At 41.7% G+C, this 17,299-nt stretch carries 13 protein-coding genes; 5 read left to right on the forward strand and 8 right to left on the reverse strand.

The window, feature by feature from the left end; all coding sequences use genetic code 11:
• Positions 1 to 219: 219 nt before the first annotated feature.
• The 4 genes from gnpA to NST58_RS23545 all read right to left on the reverse strand — a co-directional run bounded on the left by gnpA (position 220) and on the right by NST58_RS23545 (position 5,777).
• Positions 220 to 2,379 carry a 1,3-beta-galactosyl-N-acetylhexosamine phosphorylase gene (gene gnpA, locus NST58_RS23530; RefSeq protein WP_339244358.1) on the reverse strand — a complete coding sequence of 720 codons (2,160 nt, stop codon included), beginning with the start codon at positions 2,377 to 2,379 and terminating at the stop codon, positions 220 to 222.
• A 26-nt stretch (positions 2,380 to 2,405) separates the two neighbouring features.
• Entirely contained in the window at positions 2,406 to 3,260 is an 855-nt protein-coding gene (locus tag NST58_RS23535) for a carbohydrate ABC transporter permease (protein WP_076134560.1), read from the reverse strand.
• Between the two features lie 9 nt (positions 3,261 to 3,269).
• On the reverse strand, positions 3,270 to 4,211 hold the full coding sequence (locus NST58_RS23540) for a sugar ABC transporter permease (RefSeq protein WP_244886367.1): 942 nt from the start codon (positions 4,209 to 4,211) through the stop codon (positions 3,270 to 3,272).
• 90 nt (positions 4,212 to 4,301) lie between these two features.
• Positions 4,302 to 5,777: a carbohydrate ABC transporter substrate-binding protein gene (locus tag NST58_RS23545; RefSeq protein WP_076302696.1), complete on the reverse strand. Its 1,476-nt coding sequence runs from the start codon at positions 5,775 to 5,777 to the stop codon at positions 4,302 to 4,304.
• Between the two features lie 347 nt (positions 5,778 to 6,124).
• Here NST58_RS23545 and NST58_RS23550 point away from each other — a divergent pair, with 347 nt between their 5' ends.
• The gene (locus NST58_RS23550) at positions 6,125 to 7,852 is read left to right on the forward strand and encodes a sensor histidine kinase (protein WP_339244360.1); all 1,728 of its coding nucleotides are present in this window, start codon (positions 6,125 to 6,127) and stop codon (positions 7,850 to 7,852) included.
• 16 nt (positions 7,853 to 7,868) lie between these two features.
• Positions 7,869 to 9,485, forward strand: coding sequence for a response regulator (locus tag NST58_RS23555; RefSeq protein WP_339244362.1), 1,617 nt, complete (start codon positions 7,869 to 7,871; stop codon positions 9,483 to 9,485).
• A 17-nt stretch (positions 9,486 to 9,502) separates the two neighbouring features.
• Here NST58_RS23555 and NST58_RS23560 read toward each other — a convergent pair whose 3' ends face one another.
• The 3 genes from NST58_RS23560 to NST58_RS23570 form a co-directional block, all read right to left on the reverse strand.
• Complete coding sequence (locus NST58_RS23560; RefSeq protein WP_076302727.1) at positions 9,503 to 10,096, reverse strand: DinB family protein; 594 nt, start codon at positions 10,094 to 10,096, stop codon at positions 9,503 to 9,505.
• Positions 10,097 to 10,163: 67 nt separating this feature from the next.
• Entirely contained in the window at positions 10,164 to 11,111 is a 948-nt protein-coding gene (locus NST58_RS23565; protein ID WP_076302694.1) for a YafY family protein, read from the reverse strand.
• Positions 11,108 to 12,304, reverse strand: coding sequence for a macrolide family glycosyltransferase (locus tag NST58_RS23570; RefSeq protein WP_339244364.1), 1,197 nt, complete (start codon positions 12,302 to 12,304; stop codon positions 11,108 to 11,110). The genes NST58_RS23565 and NST58_RS23570 overlap by 4 nt, the downstream gene beginning before the upstream one ends.
• A 147-nt stretch (positions 12,305 to 12,451) precedes the next feature.
• On the opposite strand from NST58_RS23570, the gene NST58_RS23575 reads away from it, so the two are divergent.
• The 3 genes from NST58_RS23575 to NST58_RS23585 all read left to right on the forward strand — a co-directional run bounded on the left by NST58_RS23575 (position 12,452) and on the right by NST58_RS23585 (position 15,653).
• On the forward strand, positions 12,452 to 13,642 hold the full coding sequence (locus NST58_RS23575) for a coenzyme F420-0:L-glutamate ligase (protein WP_076130227.1): 1,191 nt from the start codon (positions 12,452 to 12,454) through the stop codon (positions 13,640 to 13,642).
• 91 nt (positions 13,643 to 13,733) lie between these two features.
• A complete protein-coding gene (locus NST58_RS23580; RefSeq protein WP_076194987.1) occupies positions 13,734 to 14,633 on the forward strand; it encodes a LysR family transcriptional regulator in 900 nt (299 codons plus the stop codon).
• Between the two features lie 78 nt (positions 14,634 to 14,711).
• Positions 14,712 to 15,653 carry an NAD(P)H-binding protein gene (locus NST58_RS23585; RefSeq protein ID WP_076217959.1) on the forward strand — a complete coding sequence of 314 codons (942 nt, stop codon included), beginning with the start codon at positions 14,712 to 14,714 and terminating at the stop codon, positions 15,651 to 15,653.
• A gap of 445 nt (positions 15,654 to 16,098) precedes the next feature.
• On the opposite strand, the gene NST58_RS23590 is transcribed toward NST58_RS23585, so the two are convergent.
• Positions 16,099 to 17,238, reverse strand: a complete 1,140-nt coding sequence (locus NST58_RS23590) for a 5-methyltetrahydropteroyltriglutamate--homocysteine S-methyltransferase (RefSeq protein WP_076104344.1) — start codon at positions 17,236 to 17,238, stop codon at positions 16,099 to 16,101.
• Positions 17,239 to 17,299 lie beyond the last annotated feature (61 nt).

Raw genomic sequence — 17,299 nt, forward strand, 5'->3', positions numbered from 1 at the left:
ATCAGGGAATTCCTCCCTAATAATAAGAGGAATAACTATAATTGCTAACGAATCAGCTAAACTTTGGGGAGGTTTTCCCTGATTATTAGTCTGATGACCAAATATCCCGGAATTTCAGGGAGAAATTCCCCAATCACTCTATCGAAGCAGTACAATTCAGGAAAGTTGGAGATAACAGCAGCCGGAAGTCTAATTATTCGCCGTAGTTACGGCTGACTCTTAATGTGTGATCTCAAATTGAAACCACACACTTTCCATCCCACCCAACTCTATTTCTTGGATCACGGCGTTATCCATCAGGATCGTCGTCTTTTGGATCTCGGAAGTGTTATTTACGGCACAATATCGACCCGTCTCAGGATACGAGTGACATTCAACATTCGGATTCACTGAGAACCATGAATACAATTGCTCCTCTTGATGTGCGGCCCAAAAGATCGCTCGGCTGAGTAGTCTGGTATTCTGAATACTATAGGGAAGCCCCGCGATATAAACGCCCCGCCCCTGACCAAATGAGTTCACGGCAAGATTGCAGCTGCCTTGGTGCACGTCCAATATTTCTGCTCCGGCCTCCGCTTGATAAATCATGGTCATCCCTTCACCATAATTAATCTCACCTTCCAGATCTTCCGTTATGAAATGACCCTGCACAGGCGTTACCTTGGGCTTATTGATGCTTGCTGTAAATCCAATTTCCTTCTGAACACCTAGAATATCCGCTAGTTGAAAAAGAACCCCTTGATGTTCATAAGCTGATGGATCACCAATCCCAATAAAACCGCCCCCTTGCTCCACCCACTCACGAAGTGTTGCCACAACTTGCGGATCGCTCCATTGATCTCCACCGCTCCAAGAGGTGTGTACATCACCCGCGTTAATAATCACACCGATACTAGGATCAATCCCACTTAACCTGATGTCATCAAAGCTTATAAACTCAATGTCGAACGGCAAGCCCGCCAATGACTCTAATGCCCCTATGTAGGAGTAACATCTTTGATTCCATAATGAATGAGCCACTTGATGTGTCTGCCAGCTTCGAAGGGAGCCCCAAGTATTCAGAACCGCCACTTTAAAAGGAGCTTTAAAAGGCTGTGTCCCTTCTGCATTGGCATGAATCCCTTTGAACTGCGTCGCAATCTCTGTCACATGATCTATAAAATCCGGAAATTGATGCGCTAGACTTAAATATCCGCCATACCCCATCCTGCCAACTGGTTTGCGCATGAGCGCACGCCGGCATTTGATCCAGATTGGCATGGACTCTCCGACAGGGTCTCCCCCTTCAAAAAAGACATCAGGAAAGAAATAAGGATAGAAACGTGCCTCGGTATCCTTAATAGGTATATCCGCAATCATACGGGTTGTAACGCCATCTCCTGCTGCCCCTACCACTGCGTCGAGCCCGATCTCCGGAAAATATTTTCCATAAGGCTCTGTACCAGCCCAGTGATCCCCAAAAAACATAATCGCTTTCTTCCCGAAATCATGCACCATTTCTACACATTGTTTAGCATAACCTGCGATGAATTTCTGATTGAAGTCCATCCAGTCCATATATCTTTGGGTCGGGTTCTTAAATGGTGTGTTATATCGCCCCTCATCCACAAAATCTTCTGCAGTCAATCGGTACCCATAAGCTTGTTCGAATTGCTCTAACGCAAGTGGACTTACACAACTCAGATAGCCAAACCAATTCACCTGTTTCTCCTTACCTTCCTTGTTAAAAATCAAATCAAAATTATAAAAGAAGGTCGTAAAACGTACGATATCAGTCTTGGGATGTTTCTTCAGCCAATCCTCCAGCACCTTCAAAACATGCTCTTGAGCCTCGGGATAACGAATATCCAACGGTAAACGATGCTCCTCATCCCAATCATTCGTGATGTGGTTGTACATGGAGACCGGCTCCCATTTCTGGTAGGCCAAGAAACTGACCGTATACTTGTGAAATTGTACCGCCTGTTCAAGTGTGACAATTCCCTCTGCGTAACTCCAACATTCAGAAGGTAATACTTCTCCTGTAGTCCGGTTTACAACCTGCCAATATTTTTTTATATCCACATCTGTGTTAGGAATAAATTGCTCGGCAAAATAATCAGCCATAATATCGATGGTCTTCACCTTTGAAGTTACTATTACTGGAGCAGACATCAGATAAATCTGCTGTCTATATTGCGGATGCTGCTTCGCCCACTCATTGTCCTCACGGACAAGACAAAGCGTTGAATAAATTTGCAGACCCATATCGAGAATGTCCTGCGATAGATTCGTGCCATCACTGTCACGTACGGCATCTACACCCCATTTTTCGACGAGATCGGCTATGACCTCTTCCATCCCTGTTTCACCAGGCAGTGTAAATCTTCCTTTGTCCACGTAACTTCCCTCCATGTCTTTGTTGTTCAGCCCTTAATTCCGCCTGCGCTTATTCCTTGGAGCAATTGCTTTTGTCCAATCACATATAAAAGAATCGTTGGAATCAGCACTAGGATCAGCGCGGCAAAAAGTGCACTCCAATCAGTAGCATAACGTTGAACCTCAAAAAGATTGGCTAAACCTACTGGCAATGTTTTTTTGCTATCACTTTGAATTAAGACCAATGCCAGCGGATACTCATTCCAAAAGCCCATCGCTGCCAGCATACAGACCGTCACAATGCCCGGTTTAGCAAGCGGCGCAACAATTCTGACGAGCACTCCTGTGTTGCCACAACCGTCAATCTTAGCGGCCTCTTCATAATCTCTAGGGACGGACCTCAGAAATCCACTTAATACAAAGATGGCAAAGGGAAACTGCAGAACAGCATAGATTAAACTGAGCATCCCGCGATTGTCTAACATCCCGAACGAATTCACCTGCAGAAATAAAGGAACCATAATGTAGGAGGCTTGCAGAAAAATACAGGCCATATAAAGGTTAAGGATTAGTTTAGAGCCCCAAAACTTAAATCTCGTTAAGACGTAAGCCATAGGAACCACAAAAATAACTAGAATCGCCGTGGATAACACCACAAGAAAGATAGAGTTCAGGAAATAACTCCCCATCTTGGATTTCTGAAAAGCACGTACATAGTTATCGAAGTGTAGGGCTTGTGGAAAGGAGAAGGGGTCTGTCAGAAATTCTGTATTGCTTTTAAATGAGGCTAAGAGATTCCATACAAACGGATATAATAAAACAATGGTGGCTACAATCAGAAACAGCCGCGTGATCCAGTTAGCAATATTCATTTTTAGAAGACTCTGTTGATTGCTCGTCATCCTTCTCCCCTACCCTTCTGCTCGATTTGTAAGTAGTCTGGACAGAAAAGAAAGCACAAAGGCGAACACCAGCGTAAATATAGCTATAGCCATGGCATAACCAAAGTTCGCATTCTGGAAGGCCTGCGTGTACATGTAGTGGAGTAAAACAGTAGTTCCACCTGCCGGACCACCACCAGTCATTACAGTTACAACTATAAAACTTAAATTGATCGTACCTGCCAGAGACAACACAAACGTAATGCCAATAATATCTTTTAGCAGAGGGATCGTAATACTGGTAAGCTTCCGGAAATATCCCGCACCATCAATAGTCGCCGATTCAAACACATCCGCAGAAATCCCATCAATCGCAGCGATGTACATGACCATATAATAACCAACCGCTTGCCAGATCAGTGTAACGGCTACACACCACAATGCTGTTCGGCTATCTCCAAGCCAGGGTCTGCTCAGTTGATCTAATCCGATGCTCCCCAGAATATTATTCAAAATGCCCATATTGGGATGAAACACAAAGGACCAGATAATTCCGACTACCGTCAAAGAGATGATACTAGGAAAGAAAAATACGGTTCGGTAAAATCCTCTTTCCTTCAGCTTCGTCTGCGTTAATAGAAAAGCAAGCACCAGCCCAAAAATCAATGTAATTACTGGCACGACCAGCATCAGTTTAAATGTATTGCTCAGAGCTTTGAGGAACATCTCATCTTGAAACATATATTTATAGTTATCCAAAAAGATAAACTTGTTCTCATCACTCATCCCGGTAGCATCCGTAAAAGACATAAAAAATGCCCTAAAGGTTGGAATAATCATAAATACGAGGGTTAACAGGAGCGTTGGAATCGTGCATACCGCTATGAATAGCTTAGGATTTCTGGTTTTCGCTGTCCTAATCTTTGATTTCCTCTGTCTAGGAGCTACTTCTGCCAGCTGCATTTCAGACATCTTTCTCACTCCCCTTCATACAAAATGCATCCCGTTCATAGATAACCTTATCCATTCCTAACAGGATGCATTTGCATGAGATACTATAGATTATTTACTAGCCGCTTTCTCTTTACGAATCTGTGCAAAAGCTTTTTCCACATTATCCATCCATTGATCTGTGGTCATTTGGCCTGTCATCACTGGTGTGACCGTATTCTTGAACATTTCAGTGACTACACTAACCTTGGAACCCTTCGGTAATGATTGCCAGCCCTGTAGAATAGAAATGGAACCATTATAAGCCTCAAACATGTCATAGACACCTTTAGTCAAAAATGGCTTAGACAGCTCCTTCGCATCGTTAAGCGCATACGCCCCATTCGCTTTTTCCGCGAATAGTTTCACAGACTCATCGGTATACAGGAACTTCAAGAATTCCTTAGCGAGCTCAGGATTTTTGGCCTTAGCAGGGATGGAGAATTGCTCGTAGCTGGAAAGCACATACTTCTGATCGCCTTTATTGAACACAGGTACTGTTGTCATCCCAAATTCAAATCCATTTTCTCTAGGTGAATCCTTCATTTCATTTTCCATCCAGTTCCCGTTTACGATAAACAAAGCTTTACCCATCATCATATCGGTCTGTGACTGTGTATGGTTCAAGGCAACCGTGCCGTCCATCAGATAACCGTCTTTAGAGATTTTATAGAAAATATCCAGTACTTTTTTGATCGTGTCGTTCTTAAATGAACCTTCCTCATAAGCAAAGACTTTATCCAGCGTTTCTTTTCCCCCCGCACTCGCAATGGCCGGGTAGAGAATTTCCTCCAAATAATCCGGATAGATGCCTTGGTAAGTGAATAAAGCCCGCTTCGTTTTGGTTCCATCTGCATTAACCAGATAGTTCTCCTCTTTGTTCAGCTCATCCCCTAAAGCAAAGAACTCCTCCCAAGTCTCAGGAACACTCCAGCCTTTTTCTGTGAACAGTGTTTTATTGTAAATCAAGCCCATCGGTCCAGCATTAAAAGGTGCGAGATACGTCTTTCCATCTTGATAGGGCTGAAATCTTGTACTGTCCAGCATCCCCGGTAGAATCATATCCTTAAGCGTCTCCTCTTTATCAAGCGCTTTGCTTTCAAATACATCGCTGATATCTAGCAGTCCTTTTTCTTTAATCAGTGAAAGCACGATGCCACTTTGCTCTGTATCTGTAACGGATAGGAAGTCGGGAGGATTACCCGCAACAATCTGCGGCCGGATTACTTCACCAACTTTAGGATTAATCGTCATGTTCACTTTCACACCTGGATAAGCACTTTCGAATTTGCTGACAATTTCATTCCAATAATCCGCACCATATCCCCCTTGGAATACAGCAATGCTAAGTTCCTTGTTATCAAAATCTTTAGCAGGTTCTTCTTTAGTCTTCCCGGCGTTCGTTGTACTTGTAGCTTGCGCGGTGCCCGCAGCTTTCGTTGAATCAGATTCATTCGAGGCAGCAGGTTTATTATTGCTGTTCCCACAGCCGAGCAACCCCACACCTAGCAGCATTACTGCTAATAATGTACTCATAGTCTTTTTCATAAACGCCCTCCTTAAGATATTCTTGTAAACGCTTTTTTAATAATCTAAGTATAGAAGGATTTACGCTATATTTACATTTACAATACAAACCTACCTATGTATTATCTTATCCATCTTCCAATGCGAGCTCGTGTAAGCTTATTCATCAGGGTCACATAACCTGTAAACTTAGCCGTTAACGGAATGGATAATATTATCCATTCCATAGATTATTCTCACTTTTCGCCGCTGCATATATATTCCATTGTTCTTTTTATGTTAACTTGTAAGTAAAAGATAGTGAATGGGAGGTCATCCACCTGAGTCGACGCAAAGGGAAGCTGCATTTTCCTAATCCTCCGCAAATCATGCGCAAGGTTAAAATTCAAAATCGCTTAACCGTCATTTTCTTAATCGTATCCGTGATCCCAATCATCTTTATAGGTTTCTACTCCTACACCATTTACTCCAAATCTATTAACAATAAATTAAGTAAATCCACATTTCAGGCTTTAACCCTGCTTAATCGAACGATGTTAAGTGAACTTAACAACTATCAATATCTTGCAGGCTCTGTTTCTACCAATAGTATTATTCAGGAGCGTTTATCGGCAGCACCAAATGAACCCGCTCCTAGCAATGCTGCCATTAATCATGCCATGGACAATTTATATAGAACCATCTACCCCGGATATGTCCAGAACGTTCGGGTCATCGACGCCAAGAACCAACCTATTTATGAATTAGGCTACGATGGCATCCCCAATCCTAAGTATGAAGAAATTATGAAACAAGTAGAGCTCAATGCCCCTTATGACAGTCTTAACTACGCAAAAAGCTATCGCGCTTACAATACCATTGTCCTGGGCCGGAAAATTTTTGATCAAGATGACATTGGCGTTCCCTTAGGTCATGTGTTTGTTTTTATTGGTGGGGAGTTATTTTCAAAAGTCATTCTTTCCAGTGTGGATTTAGGTACAGGTTCCAGTCTCCTTATTATGAATAGAGAGGGAAAAGTAATGTCCTCGAATCAAAAGGATACTCCGCTAGGAGAACCCTATTATAAAGATGAGCTTTTTAAGCAAATCAAGACACAAGAGGCAAAGAAAAACCATTCCTTCCAAGGCATGGTCAATGGAAAAATGCAGCAAATCTCCTATATTAACAATAATCAATTAGGCTGGTACATGATTTCTACCGTGCCCTTCTCTTATATCAATTCAGAGACAAGTAAAATCACCACTGGACTACTTATTGTTGTCAGCATCATTGTAGTCGTGTGTATTCTAATTATTATCGTATTGTATAAAAGCATTCTGAAACCAATCAAACAAATCATCGTCTTCTGCAATCAAATTTTTTATGGTGATCTATCAAGCCGGATCGAAGATCACAGCAACGATGAAATGGGCGTGTTGGCCAATAGAATTAACAGCATGGTCAGTAGAATGGAACAGCTGATGAAGGATCAAAAGAAAGATCTGAAAAGAAGACGTTCGCTCGAATTGCAAATGCTGCAATCGCAGATTAATCCTCACTTTCTTTTTAATACACTTAACTCCTTACGATGGCTGGCGATGATTAACCAGGTTCCCGTCCTTAGCGACGGCATCTCCTCACTAGCTGAATTGCTGCGTAGTACCATTATCGATCAAGATGAGCAAATCACCATCAAGCAGGAGCTGAACAATCTGGATCATTATTTTGCCATTCAAAAAATACGTTATGCCGACAGGTTCGACATTGAATATGACTTGGATGAGTCTTTATTACAGAGCATGATCCCCAAGCTCATCCTGCAGCCGATCGCAGAGAACGCGATTCTTCATGGAGTTACAGATATAGGAGGAAAAGTTCTAATCCAAATTAAGGTATACGCAAAAAATGAATACACCCTTATTATTGAGATCATCGATAACGGAAAAGGGTTTGACACCACCAAATCTGAAAAAGCTGACAATCTGTCGGGTATCGGAATTTCAAATGTGGCCGATCGCATTAAACTTCAATACGGTGAGAGTTACGGGCTGTTCATCACAAGCTCAATGGGTCATGGAACCTGCTGCCGCCTAATTATCCCTAAACAAACATACTAACTTAAGGGGTGATACTATGTATCCTATGTATAATGTAATGCTAGTGGATGACGAACCTATTGTTAAAGTCGCGCTCAGAACCATGATTCCATGGGAAGAGCTTGGATACATGATCTGTGCTACTGCCTCTGACGGAGTTGAAGCCTTAACACTTGTAGACAAGTTTAATCCCCATATCATCATTACAGATCTCAAAATGCCTAATATGGATGGTCTGCAGCTGATAAAAGAACTGAATAACAGAGGGTTTGCAGGAAAAATTCTGGTGGCGAGCAACCACGGGGAGTATGAGTTAGTTCGTGAAGCCTTAGTGCTTGGGGCTATAGATTACATGCTGAAGATTAGTATGAAAACGTGGGATTTGATCCATTTGCTGGAGAAATCTACGAAGCTAATTCAAGAGCAGCTTCAATCTAGGCAGCAGCAGGAGACCCAAACACAGTTATTACAACACAATTTAAAAAGCGTGAAAAATGCGCTGCTAAAAGATTATTTCACCGATCCTTATTACGATGTGCAGCAGCTTGATCAGCATGATGCTATAAGTTTCGCTTTCAGCGAAAGCAGCTGTTATTTATTCTACATTACTTTTGAGCAGAATAACGCCACCCAAAACGAAAGACAAAATCACATCTCCGTATCCTTTATTGAAAACATTATCTTGGATATCTTGGAGACCGTAGATCAGTTAGAAATTATTCAGCTAGAATCTAATGGGCTGCTGCTTCTAATCTCCTGTGATACCTTAGACGATCATCAAATTATCCGCACAGACTTTATCCAGAGGGTCATTCGGTTAATCAAAATGTATATTTCTATCACCCCTACTATTGTTTTTTCTGATCCTGTACGGGGATATGCTGAAGCAAAACGAACCCTAGAGCGATGTAAAGAATCCTTGCAAATCCAATTTTACAACGAAATAACGATTATAGATCCAAAGGATGTTCATTTAAAGGATACGCTGGACTTCGAGGATGTACATGATTTCTCGACGCAATTAATTCAGAACTGGAAGCTTTCAGGGGTTGAAGCCGTTAATCAAGCAACTCAGCAATTTCTCGACATCTGTAAATCCAAGCAAATTAATCCTGCTGAAACCAAAAAGTTCATCGTAAATTGTCTGCATTATCTTCCCTTATGCGATGCTCATCTCATTGTCGAGGATCCGAAGCTTTTGAAGACCTATATAGAAAATATCGCCAGCAGTAAACGTACCACTGACGTTCTATCTATAATGGAGTTTGTGTTCCAACTATTCTCCCATCAAAAGCAACAGATCGTAACTACACACAATAGAGATGTTAAACAAGCGATTGACTATATCAACACACATTATCAGAAGAAGCTGACCTTATCTCTGATTGCCAAGCATGTCAACTTAAGTGAGAACTATCTGTCCAGAATCTTCAAAGAAGAAGTGGGGCAAAGCATCATTCACTACATTAATACTGTGAAAATGGAAAAAGCCGCAGAATTAATACTTAAAGGGAATCCATACATTAAAGAAATTTCCACGCAAATCGGTATACACGATCAATTTTATTTCACCCGGTTATTCAAAAAACACTTTGGTGTTAATCCTAGTGAATATAAGAATCACGTTCAGGCCACGCTTGGTTCAGGAAATTAAGACCATTCCAACTCTTTTTATGATCCTTTCACAACCTGAATGTTATTGATGAACCCTTCTTTAGGTGCAAATATGGAATTAAACAACAACTCTTTGTTTAACCGCTCCAGCTGCAGAAGATGATGACGATAGTGCATTTCAATAAGTAGGAACCATTCCTCCGCGCATAGTCCACCGAATCGCGGGTGAGATACGGTATTTTGTTTGGACGCTTTTTCAAGAGAGGGTTCGATCTCTCTCATTCTTTGAATGACTGTACGTAACCCTTGAATTAATTGTTCTTTGCTCTCCGGCTGCTCCGGCGTATATTGGGCGGAAGGCGGAACCTGAATACGAATGGGCGGAAAGCTTCCTTGCGCAAATATAGCCGCACCATCCTCAGTTTTCCCCACATGAGCTACTAAGGGATCTTGGTCTAGCACAAGGCATTGATTAATATTACGAAGCTGCATATACAGCGCCGAGTTAATGAGATGCTGAAACATCTGTCCGATGGACCAGGCGTTTTCACTCGGCTTTTGCTTCAACTGCTCCAGATTGAATCGCTCCAATTCTTGAATATAGTATGTCGCAGTTTCTTCAAATCGTTGTAAGACTTCTTTTGTTGTAATCATCATATATCAGCTCCTGTAGTCATTGATGGTCCAAGTATACAAAAACGCTACTGACAGCGTTATGTCAGTAGCGTTTTAACATTATTTCTATTTCATTTCTAACCTGATCACGGAAAGATTCGGGCTCCAGCACAACCATACCGCCTCCCCAGCCAAGCACCCATTGCAGCAATTCCCCTGGCTCGCGAACGCGAAAAGTAACAAGTACCCCCTCCGCATGCTCCTCAATAGTTTCCATATAGAAATTATTTGATTCCCTTACCTTATCGGCTATGTCAGCTTGGACTAAGATAAGCACATGAACGTTGCGATCATCAGGAGGTTGGTATACCTCCAGATGAAAATCTGCTGGCAGTATAAATTCATCTTTCAGATTAATAAGCTCCCTCATTCGGGATAACCGGAAATGACGGATGTCTTGACGCAATTCACACCAGGCGATGAGTACCCATGACCCGTGATGAAGCACAAGTCCATAAGGAGCAACCGTACGAATACTTTGACGGTTCCCATCGGCTTCGGCGATTCTTTTGGAATAACGAAATCTTATTTTCCTTCCCTCCAATATCGCTCCACGAATGGCTTCCAAACATGCCTTCTCTTGTATGGGTGCTATATCTTCTGCGGATGCAAATAAACGAAAACTTTTGCGAATCTGTGATGCTTCACTGCGGATAGCTTCCGGCAGGATGGCTTCTATCTTTGCTTTAGAACTTCTAGCCTTATTACCATAGTGTGCATCAAACCGCTGCTCGATAAAATCAGTTCCGATAAGCAATGTCACTGCTTCGTCCAGCGTGAAACTAACGGGTGGCAGGAAATACCCCTCGATTAAGGAGTAACCCTGTCCTGGCGCTCCTATAATGGAAACGCCCGCTTCACTCAGTGCCTGAATATCCCGATAGATCGTTCTTACGCTCGTTTCAAACGTAGCAGCCAAATCCTCCGCCCGCAACATTTTGTTACGCTGCAGTTCAAGCACTATAGCTAACAACCGGTCCATTTTGTTCATACAACTCCCCCTCCCCGAACAATCTCATCAACAGCTCGTCGATACCCACCCGAGTTCCGAAACGATTCACTGATATTGGAGACAGCTTTTTTATAAGATAAATCGCTTAATATATGATCTACTGCTTCTCGTAGTTGAGTTGCAGTTAAACTTTGCATTTGTAACTTAATGCCTGCTCCGACATGGACGACTTGATCCGCAATTATTGGCTGATCCGCACTTTGTGGAATTACAATTAGCGGAACCCCGTAATAAAGCCCTTCATTGATACTGTTCATTCCACCATGTGTAATAAATAACTTTGTGTATTGCAGTATATCCGTTTGTGGAACATAATTTTTCACGAAAAAGTTTTGCGGAATTCCCCCTAAATCCGTGATTTGGACTTTATCTCCAATTGACATCACAATAGTGTGCTCCGTGTTCCCCAATGCTTCAATACAAAGTTTATAGAATTCAATGGCTTGGTTAAAAACTGTGCCGAGTGAAATGTAAATTGGACTTTTCCCCTTAATTGCCATGAGGTCGAAGTTTTCTGGAGCTAATCGTGAAGAGATGGAGGGTCCTACAAAGATATAAGACGGGTCGAAAGCTTCTCCCTCAGGTTGAAACTCCCTAGTTGTATAAACGATAGTAAGTGGGGCAGGATTACAAAACACTTCATAAGGGGATTCGATGTCCACATCATATTTGCCCTTCACCATTTGCGTCAAGCTTTGGAATTTATCCTTTATAGGATTAGTTACTTCTGCAGGAACTGTAGTATAAAATTGTTCTAACATTTCATCGAATGCTGCTTTTGTCTGCGCAAAAGAAGTACAGGAGCTAATGGCCGGAAGCCTAAGAATTTGAGCTAACAAACGTCCACAACCAAACATAGAATCATGGATGATGTAATCAAAATGCTCCCCTTTGATCTGTTCAAGAACGCTTGGAATAACTATATCTGTCGTAAGTAAAAGACCGTTGATTCTTTCGAGTACATAATTTCTTCCACCTGAGATAAAAGCTTGTATAAATTTCTGATCGTCAAATGTTCGTACTGTAGCCCCCGTCATCTCCATACGTTCTCTATAAGCTTCTATACAAAAATACACTACCTCTTCGCCACGAGAAATAAGCTCTTCCACAACGCCAATCGTGGGATTAATATGTCCCTCTGATCCACCATTAATAAATAACACACGCGCCAATTGTAATCCTCCTTAACTATAAATCATTTTTATATTAGATATTATAAACATTAATTTTACTTATATCGCTCTAAAAGGGTATAGTAATATAGGCTTTAAAACCATTTTAATAATATAGAGTATACCCTTATTAGAGGAGAGATCATATTGGAAAGAGTAGTTGGAACAGTTGTACGTGGACTTCGCGGACCTATCATTAACAATGGGGATAACATTGAAGAAATCGTAGTTCAGACGGTATTGAATGCAGCAACAGTCGAGGGTTTTTCGATCGAAGATCGTGACATTGTGACCGTAACTGAATCCATTGTTGCTCGGGCACAAGGAAACTATGCAACGATTGACAATATTGCTGCTGATATAAAGGGGAAATTCGGCGAAGAAACTGTAGGGGTCATTTTTCCAATCCTTAGCCGTAACCGGTTTGCTAACTGCTTACGCGGTATTGCCAAAGGGGCACAAAAAGTAGTCCTAATGTTAAGCTATCCAGCTGATGAAGTAGGCAACCACCTTGTAGACATCGACGAACTAGATGCTAAAGGTATCAATCCATGGACGGATGTATTAACAGAAGCTCAGTTCCGTGAGTTTTTCGGCTATATTAAGCACCCATTCACAGGGGTTGACTATATTGAATATTATAAAGGTTTAATTGAAGCTGAAGGTGTGGCTTGTGAAGTCATCTTCTCCAACAACCCAAAAACCATTTTAAACTATACAAAAAATGTATTAACTTGCGATATTCACACTCGCTTCAGAACCAAACGCATTCTCACAAACAACGGTGCTGAAAAAGTATTTGGTTTGGATGATATTCTTACACAATCAATCGATGGCAGCGGCTTTAACGAAGCTTATGGTCTGCTAGGATCAAACAAAGCTACAGAAGAAAGTGTAAAGCTATTTCCAAACAACTGCCAGCCTATCGTGGATGGTATCCAAGCAAAAATCAAAGAAATTACAGGTAAAACTGTAGAAGTTATGGTTTATGGCGATGGAGCATTCAAAGATCCAGTCGGAAAAATCTGGGAGCTCGCAGATCCAGTTGTCTCCCCTGCTTACACTGCCGGACTTGATGGAACACCAAATGAAGTAAAATTGAAATACTTGGCCGATAACAACTTCTCTCATCTTCGTGGTGAAGAGTTAAAACAAGCCATTTCTAAATACATCCAGAATAAAAATGATGATCTAGTTGGTGCGATGGAAGCCCAAGGGACTACACCTCGTAGATTAACTGACCTGATTGGATCATTATCTGATTTGACTTCTGGTAGTGGCGATAAAGGAACACCAATGATTTATATCCAAGGTTATTTCGATAACTATACAAAATAAGAGTAGTACAACAAAGGGAGTCTCTAAACGAGGCTCTCTTTTTTACTTTCTGGGTTATAATAAAAGCAAACAGCGGCAGGCGGAGGATACTATGAACATAAGAAGGATTAAATATTTTATCGATCTCGTGGAATGCAGAAATTTTACGGAAACAGCTAAAAAGAACTATGTTTCGCAGACCACCATTAGTCAACAAATCGCCGCGCTTGAAGAGGAATTCAACATTCAATTGATTGACAGAAAGCAGATCCCTATTGAGCCAACCAAAGCCGGATGGCTTTTCTATGGCGAAGCCCTCATCCTCTGGAAGCAATATAATCATATGAAGCTGAGCATGGAAAACTTTCAAAAGTATAATACGCAATCCCTGAGTATCGAATATGCGGCGATGACGGATATCCAAAGTTTGTTGAAATTGATTCCCTCGTTTCAGGATCATCATCCGAATATTAAGCTGGAACTGAATAAAGTATTGCTAAAAGATATTGCAGAATACTTGCTAAAAGGGATTTACGACGTGGCTATTGCCTTTGATTCCGAGTTTCAGGGAAAAGAGGACATTGTAACCTATCCCTTATATAAGGGACGTTATTGTGCAGCTGTGAGTCATCACCATCCCCTGTTTCATCATGAATCGATCGCCAAAGAGGAGTTATATGAACATCCGCTAGTCATGCTGAATCCAACAGCTATTGGAAACTCTTATCATCTAATGATCCAGCATGCAATTGAAGACGGCTATCAGCCGAACATTCTTCGAACCGCAGACGATGTGGAGACAGAATTGTTTTATATCATCACAGAGAATTTGATTGGCTTTTTCCCGGATAACTATCAGCTCGCTTATCTTCAAGATGAGGTCCGGCTAATTCCTTTAGATGATTCACACCATACCTTTGCAATCGAAGCAGGTTATCTCAAAAATAATACAAACCCGGCCTTGCCCTCCTTCCTGCAACAAATCCAAATTGGATTTAGCAATCGACCATAAGTTTTATGTGTTAGACTATGTTCTTTTTTTCACATACTATAAGGGTATAAATCATATCCACAAGGAGTGACAACGATCATGGGTAAATTATTGTTGACGGGTGTCGATGGAAATCTAGGGAAGCAAGCTGCGGAATACTTGTTGGAGCTGGTAGATAAAGACCAAATCATTTTTTGCGCTTACGATCCGGCATGTTTGAAAGAATATGCGGAACAAGGGATTGAAACACATGTGACCAACTTTAATAACAAGGAAGGCCTTGCCGAAGCTTTTGCTCATGCCGATAAACTCGCTCTAATCTCCATGCCTTTTGTTGGAGAGAAACGTCAAAATGCACAAAAAAATGTGGTTGATGCTGCCAAAGAAGCTGGAGTCAAACAGATCATTTATACTTCTTTGGTCAACGCAGCCGATGAAAGCAATCCAAGCGTAGAAAAAATTGACCATGTGTATACCGAACGTTATATTCAAAGCGTTGGGCTAGATTATATCTTCCTTCGGAATTCCCAATATGCGGAAGCCATGATAACCAATTACTTTACCTATGTGAAGGGTGACGGGGTATTAACAAACAATCAAGGTGACGGTAAAATGGCTTATATCTCGCGGAAGGATTGCGCAAAAGCCGTTGCGTATGCCCTAGCCTCCAATAACTATCAGGAAGCGATTCTAAATATCAACGGGCTTGAATTGATGACAATTACCGACTTCATTAAGATTGGTAATGAAGTAACGGGCAATCATATCACCTACAAAGAAAACACGGACGAAGAAAATTATGCCGTATTCGAAGCAATGGGCGTGCCTAGAACCACCGATGGTGCATTTAAAGAAGGTTCCGAAGCCCCCTTTTCTTCAGAAGGTATGGTTACTTTCGGACAAGCTATTCGTGAAGGAAAAATGGATGTTTATACGGACGACTTCAAACAACTTACTGGTCAAGACCCTTTGACCGTGAAATATATGTTTGAACATGCCGATGAATTCCAGGTTGGCGAAAGACACTCTAAAGACAATTAAAAGCTGCCACTCTTACTTCTTAGGCTAAATCACCCCCGTTTATTAAACGGGGGTGATTTCTTTTATACTGAGCGTGGCACAAAAACTCCGTAAAGCTCAATCATATGCTCGCCCTGGAGATAATTAGGGAAAACCTCCCTAATATTCTGAGGATTCTGGTCATCAGACTAATAATCAGGGAATTCTTCCCTGAAATTTAAGTGATTTGGCTGTAAATCTTGATATTGCTCTGTTTTTAGGGAGTTATTCCTTAATTTCATTCATTTAGAGCAATTATCGACTTTTATTAGGGAGGTTTTCCCTAATCCTCCGTCACGGTATAGATAGAACTAGCCAAGTATATCGGTAAAATCGCTGTAGAACAAAATACACCTTTAACTGTACGGATAAACATCCGAATGGCTAAAGGTGCATTATCTTTATCTCTGTCTATTTTTAATTAAAGTTAGTTCCAGATCTCTTCAGCAATTTCTTTAATATAAGCAAGCTTACGCCATTGCTGCTCTTCAGTCAGGTGGTTGCCTTCTTCCGTGGAAGCAAAGCCACATTGCGGGCTAAGGCAAATCCGGTTTAGATCAACATATTGCTTCGCTTCCTCAATACGCTTCAGAATATCCTCCTTGCTTTCAAGCTCACCAAATTTGGATGAGAACAGACCTAACACAACCTGCTGATTGTCTTTCAAGAAGCGCAATGGTTTGAAATCGCCTGCACGTTCGGTATCAAACTCCAGATAATAACCCGAGTAGTTATTGATATTAAGAAGCGTTTGTGCGATAGGCTCGTAGCCTCCACCTACTCCAGCATAAGTCGAAACATAATTGCCCCGGCATACATGGGTCGTTACAACAAGATCTTCCGGCAGACCCGTTACAACTTCCTCGTTCAATTTTGCCAGTTCGCTTGCATATTCAGCTACGTTCACGCCAATCTGATTCATAAACGCTATAAACTGTTCGTCGCAAAGTGCTCCCCACGTACAATCGTCGATTTGAATGCTGCGGCAGCCCGCTGCATAGAAGGCAAGAATCGATGCTTTGTATGCTTTGGCAATATCCGAGATAAGCTCTTCGCGATTCGGGTATAATTCATTTGTGCTCTCCTTGTTTTCCGCCCGATCTAGCTCGAACAGGAATTGTGCAGCCGCAGGAATCGATTGACGCGCAACAACGTCCTCACCAGCAGCATCTTTTAAAAATTCATAATGCGAAACAAAAGGATGGCTGCTGTAGCTTATTTTCCCGGTCAGTCGGGCTGTTTCTGGTCTGGACTCTGCACCGTTAAATTGGTAACCTTGATCAATAATTGTCCGTTCTACACCGTCAAGTCCCCAGAAGAAGTCGAGGTGCCACCAAGAGCGGCGGAATTCACCATCAGTTACCGCTTGAAGCCCCACCTCTTTTTGTTTCTGCACGAGCTTAACGATTTCGTCGTTCTCTACTTCCTTCAACTGCTCGGCAGTAATTTCACCATTCTTGAATTTTAATCTAGCCTCTTTCAACGCTTGGGGGCGCAGGAAGCTGCCCACGATATCATATCGAAATGGAGTAACGGTTCGTTTTTGGGGTTTGGTCTGAATGCTCATATATTAATCTCCTCGTAAACAAATTATTAGAATTAATATAGCATAACCGACTGACTATACC

The organism is Paenibacillus sp. FSL R10-2796 (genome assembly GCF_037965315.1).
Taxonomy (GTDB): domain Bacteria; phylum Bacillota; class Bacilli; order Paenibacillales; family Paenibacillaceae; genus Paenibacillus_AQ; species Paenibacillus_AQ odorifer.